Source organism: Vibrio sp. IB15, from assembly GCF_016406055.1.
Taxonomy (GTDB): domain Bacteria; phylum Pseudomonadota; class Gammaproteobacteria; order Enterobacterales; family Vibrionaceae; genus Vibrio; species Vibrio chagasii.
In genome coordinates, this window is record NZ_JAEFCE010000111.1 from 1 (window position 1) to 5,161 (window position 5,161).

Sequence of the window (5,161 nt, forward strand, 5' to 3'; positions counted from 1 at the left end):
TGGTGACCTACTGATTACAAGTCAGTTGCTCTACCTACTGAGCTAAGTCGGCACACTAAATTCTTTATGCTTTTGTCCGTGCTGTTACTCCCTGTTAAAGAGTGTTGACACCAACAAATCAAATTGTGGTGCCCGGAGGCGGAATCGAACCACCGACACGAGGATTTTCAATCCTCTGCTCTACCGACTGAGCTATCCGGGCAACGGAGCGCTATTAAACGGATTTTCTGCATAACCGTCAACACCTTTTTTGAAAATAATTAAAAAAAACGTTCGTTAGTTGTTTTTTTATTCAAAAGTGAGGCTTACGTTTTACCTTGGTTAAAATCTTTCTTGAACTTTGTTACTTTTTCTAGGTATCGGCGCGACTCTTTGTTCGGGTGTTTTTTAGTAAGTGCCCAGTAAGCTTGACTCGGTTGCAGTGAATTTAAGTCACGCATTGCTCGCTTTCTGTCCTTGCTAAAGGTATTGAGTACACCGCCAGTGCCACCGTTGTACGCAGAGATCATGCTGTATTCCAATGTTGTGGGGTGTCGCACATCTTTCAAATAGCGATTTTTAAGGATGTAAAAGTACGCGGTGCCGGCATCAATGTTGTTTTCTGGGTTGAATAAGTACTCAGGAGTGGGCTCCCCAGGTTTGTTTTTTACCAGTTTAAATACATCTCGACCTGCTGTTTTCGGCACAACTTGCATCAAGCCGTATGCATTCGCCCAGCTAACCGCATATGGGTTAAAGCTACTTTCTGTCTTGATGATTGCGTAGATTAAGTCTTCAGGGATGTCATAGCGCTTAGATGCGCGTCGAACGATATCGGCATATTGGTAACTACGCTGGCTTGCGTGATCGGCCACCATAGGGATTTCAACGTAATAGGCTTTTTTAAAGTCGACTTCTTTGGTTTTGAGGTTGTTGGCAATCAGGTAGTCAGCAAATTTGTTGGCGCGCCATGTCCATTGGATAGGCTTTTTCTCTTGGTCTACAACTTGGTTATAGAGAAAAGGTTTACCTTCTAATTTGATACTTTTTGAAGAGAATAGGTCGACATGTGCTGGATCATCTGGCGTAAGCAGCGTTGTCATAATTGCATTTTTGAGGTGTTTTTTAGGCTCTGTTGAGGAAACTGTTTCTACCGTTATCAGGCCCTCGCTAAAGTTTACTTCTGATCGGCTCAAGTAATTATCTATGTATTTCACATAGTTACTCTTACCTGCCATCTTGATTTCGTTGCTACCCCAGCGCTTTTGGATATTGCCAGAAAAGCTATTGATCAAAGCGTCTAATGCGCCTGTATCTTTTTCAAATTGACCGGGTAACTCCGCTAAGTTATTTACGAATCGGTTGGTTGGCTCGTAATTCACATCATAAATGCTCTCAACGAACTCACGACTGCAACCAGTAAGTAGCATGGCGGTTAGGAAGTAACTGAGCTTTTTCATAGTTCCTCATACAAAAATGACATCGCAGCGCTAACCATGATGTCATTAAAATTTGCTTAAATAAATGTCTTATTCGCTTGGTGGAGTGTAGCCATCAATTACGACATCTTTACCTTCGAAAAGGAAGTTAACCATCTCAGTTTCAAGAAGTTTACGATGTTCAGGATCCATCATATTTAGCTTCTTTTCATTGATAAGCATGGTTTGTTTGCTTTGCCATTGTCCCCAAGCTTCTTTAGAGATGTTGTCAAAGATACGCTTACCTAAGTCACCTGGGTAAAGTTGAAATTCTAAGCCTTCAGCGTCTTTCTGGAGGCGAGCACAAAATACAGTGCGGCTCATAGTGGTTCCTCTTATCGCGTTCGTTGATTCAAACGTCGTCATTCAGTTCAAATGGTAGGCTTTCAATAAGCTGCTTTACAGGAGCGGCTAGGCCAATTTCTTCTGGTTTTGATAAGTTATACCAGAGACCTTTAGTCCCTTCCATTATCAAATCTGGTTGTTTATCTAATTTTACTAATACTGGTGTGATATCTAAGTGGTAGTGGCTGAAAGTATGCCTAAACGCAATCATGGTCTTGATTGAATCTGTGTTTGTGATTGAACGAAGATCCAATTGGTGTTCGATTTCTGCGTTCTCATTTTGAGGGAAACAGAATAAGCCTCCCCAGATACCTGATTGAGGGCGCTGCTCAAGCCACACTTGGTTATCGTGATACAGGATTACAAACCATGTCTCTTTTACTGGTTTCTCTTTCTTTGGCTTTTTGCCAGGGAAGTCGAGTTGTCTATCGAGTTTTTTAGCTTCACACATGCTTTCAATTGGGCACAGAGTACATTTAGGCTTGCTACGAGTACAAACCATTGCTCCCATATCCATCATAGCTTGATTGTACTTATCGACATCTTGCTTTGGTGTGTGTGCCTCTGCGTGTTCCCAGAGTTGGTTTTCAACCTTCTTTTGTCCAGGCCAACCCTCGACAGCAAAGCTTCTTGCAAGCGTTCGCTTCACGTTACCATCAAGGATCGCATGAGGGAGCTTGTAAACAGAGGACAGAACAGCTGCCGCTGTTGAGCGACCAATGCCTGGAAGCGCATTCATTTCTTCGAGAGAAAGTGGAAACTCCCCACCATATTGCTCTGCGACGATCTTGGCAGCTTTGTGTAGGTTACGAGCTCGTGCGTAGTAACCAAGCCCTGTCCATAGATGGAGCACTTCATCTTGCTCGGCGTTTGCTAGATCGATAACTGTAGGAAAACGTTCCAAGAAGCGTTGGTAGTATGGAATCACCGTGGTGACCTGAGTCTGCTGAAGCATGATTTCAGATAGCCAAACGGTGTAGGCGGTTTTGTTTTGTTGCCAAGGTAATTCTTTACGCCCGTAGGCGTCATACCACTTTAATATGGCGGTTGCGAAAGGAGTCACGACATGCTCTATGCTTTGCTATTATTAGAAGTGAAATTGCACCACACTTAACGTTGGATGTAAAACAGACAAATTGTGTGGGAATTTATCCACGGAAAGACTTGCACCGAAGGCAATTCTTTGGATAATCCCCGCTTTGATTAATCAATGTGCAGGCAAAAATCAATGAGTGAAGTGACCACTAACGAATATACTGAAGACGGCAAACTGGTTCGTAAGATCCGTAGTTTTGTTCGCCGCGAAGGCCGCTTAACAAAAGGCCAAGAGAACGCGATGAATGAATGTTGGCCAACAATGGGTATCGACTACAACCCAGAGCTTCTTAACTGGAAAGAAGTATTTGGCAACGATAACCCAGTTGTACTAGAGATTGGCTTCGGTATGGGTGCATCACTGGTTGAAATGGCAAAGAACGCACCTGAGAAGAACTTCTTAGGTATTGAAGTTCACAGCCCAGGTGTGGGTGCTTGTTTGGGTACTGCGCGCGATGCTGGCGTAACTAACCTACGTGTAATGTGTCACGATGCTGTTGAAGTATTTGAACACATGATTCCAGATAGCAGCCTGCATACACTGCAACTGTTTTTCCCTGACCCATGGCACAAAGCTCGCCACCACAAGCGTCGTATCGTTAAAGCTGAATTCGCTGAAATGGTTCGCGCTAAACTACACCTTGAAACTGGTATTTTCCACATGGCAACTGACTGGGAAAACTACGCAGAGCACATGATTGAAGTAATGAATGCTGCACCAGGTTTCGAGAATATCGCTGAAGATGGTGATTACATTCCTCGCCCGGATGAGCGTCCACTGACTAAATTTGAAGCTCGTGGCCACCGTTTAGGTCATGGTGTTTGGGATATTAAGTACAAGCGTACTAAGTAATTCTGAACCTCAACAAATATAAGGTGAGATTTGATTAGGATCTTAACCTTACACTTTGTGGGATTGATAAAAGCCAACATTATTGTAGTGTTGGCTTTTTTGTCCTTAGGCTTTTATTTCAGTAAAGGCTTAACGACAGAAAGTAATACCAATCACAGTAAGTAATTAAAAATAGCGTAGGAACAAGGCAGGTTTTTTCGATAAGTAGTTACTCTACAATCAAAAATTCTAACGCAGTTATCGAGCGTTTTAACAAGCTAGAGTGAGCCGTTATTTACTACGATTGGTATATGTTACGTCCCTACAAAAATAACAATATAGAAGTAAGCACACATGAAACCAACTCAAGCTATTTTGGCCGAGATCTTAGAAGAAGTTCGCCCTTTAATTGGTCAGGGAAAGGTCGCTGATTATATTCCTGCATTAGCGCGTGTATCGAACCAGAAACTGGCGATTGCGGTATACACCAATGAAGGAGAAGTGATTCAAGCTGGTGATGCAGAGGAAGCCTTCTCTGTACAATCTATTTCTAAGGCTTTGAGTTTGACGTTAGCAATGGTGCTCTATAAGCCGGAAGAGATTTGGCAGCGTGTAGGTAAAGAACCTTCAGGGCAAGCTTTTAACTCGATGATCCAGCTTGAGATGGAGCAGGGTATCCCTCGAAACCCATTTATTAATGCTGGTGCGATTGTTGTCGCTGACCTATTACAAAGCCGCTTGTCAGCACCAAGACAGCGTTTATTGGAGTTTGTGCGTCAGTTATCGGGCGATACTCATATTGTGTACGACAAGGTTGTAGCGGCTTCAGAAATGATGCATAGCGACCGTAATGCCGCTATCGCGTACTTGATGCGTTCATTTGGTAATTTTGAGAACGATGTTATCCCTGTACTCAATAATTACTTCCATGCTTGTGCACTTAAGATGACTTGTGTGGATTTGGCGAAAACCTTTAGCTACTTAGCGAACAAAGGTGTGTCAGTACAGACTAAGAAAGAGATCATCACGCCGGTACAGACCAAGCAGCTGAATGCTTTGCTTGCAACTTGTGGTTTGTATGATGGCGCAGGTGAGTTTGCTTATCGCGTCGGCATGCCGGGCAAATCGGGAGTAGGTGGCGGGATTATCGCTATCGTTCCTGGTGAAATGACGATTGCTGTGTGGTCTCCAGAGCTGGATCCTTCTGGTAACTCACTGGCTGGCACTAAGGCTCTCGAGCTGCTTTCAGAACGTATTGGTCGTTCGATTTTTTAGAAGAAAGATGCGAGCACGGACTTCGTCCTATAGAGCGCTTCGCTTCGAGAAAGACTCTTCCAATAAAAAGGGTTGACCCTAAAGCCAACCCTTTTATCATTTTTCTCGAATCTCGAATCTCGAATCTCGAATCTCGAATCTCGAATCTCGAATCTCG

Annotated in this window: 5 protein-coding genes and 1 tRNA gene; 2 read left to right on the forward strand and 4 right to left on the reverse strand. The window is 43.5% G+C overall.

Features of this window, described 5'->3' with window-relative positions; genetic code table 11:
• Nucleotides 1–126 precede the first annotated feature (126 nt).
• From JC606_RS22645 to mutY, 4 genes are all read right to left on the reverse strand, one after another.
• Nucleotides 127–202: transfer RNA gene (locus JC606_RS22645), tRNA-Phe, on the reverse strand.
• A gap of 103 nt (nt 203–305) precedes the next feature.
• Entirely contained in the window at nt 306–1,439 is a 1,134-nt protein-coding gene (mltC, locus tag JC606_RS22650) for a membrane-bound lytic murein transglycosylase MltC (RefSeq protein ID WP_061032406.1), read from the reverse strand.
• Nucleotides 1,440–1,508: 69 nt separating this feature from the next.
• The gene (locus JC606_RS22655; RefSeq protein ID WP_004738952.1) at nt 1,509–1,781 is read right to left on the reverse strand and encodes an oxidative damage protection protein; all 273 of its coding nucleotides are present in this window, start codon (nt 1,779–1,781) and stop codon (nt 1,509–1,511) included.
• 28 nt (nt 1,782–1,809) lie between these two features.
• On the reverse strand, nt 1,810–2,865 hold the full coding sequence (gene mutY, locus JC606_RS22660) for an A/G-specific adenine glycosylase (protein WP_061032407.1): 1,056 nt from the start codon (nt 2,863–2,865) through the stop codon (nt 1,810–1,812).
• Nucleotides 2,866–3,030: 165 nt separating this feature from the next.
• On the opposite strand from mutY, the gene trmB reads away from it, so the two are divergent.
• A complete protein-coding gene (trmB, locus tag JC606_RS22665; protein WP_004738956.1) occupies nt 3,031–3,750 on the forward strand; it encodes a tRNA (guanosine(46)-N7)-methyltransferase TrmB in 720 nt (239 codons plus the stop codon).
• Nucleotides 3,751–4,083: 333 nt separating this feature from the next.
• Nucleotides 4,084–5,004: a glutaminase B gene (gene glsB, locus JC606_RS22670; protein ID WP_004738957.1), complete on the forward strand. Its 921-nt coding sequence runs from the start codon at nt 4,084–4,086 to the stop codon at nt 5,002–5,004.
• Nucleotides 5,005–5,161 lie beyond the last annotated feature (157 nt).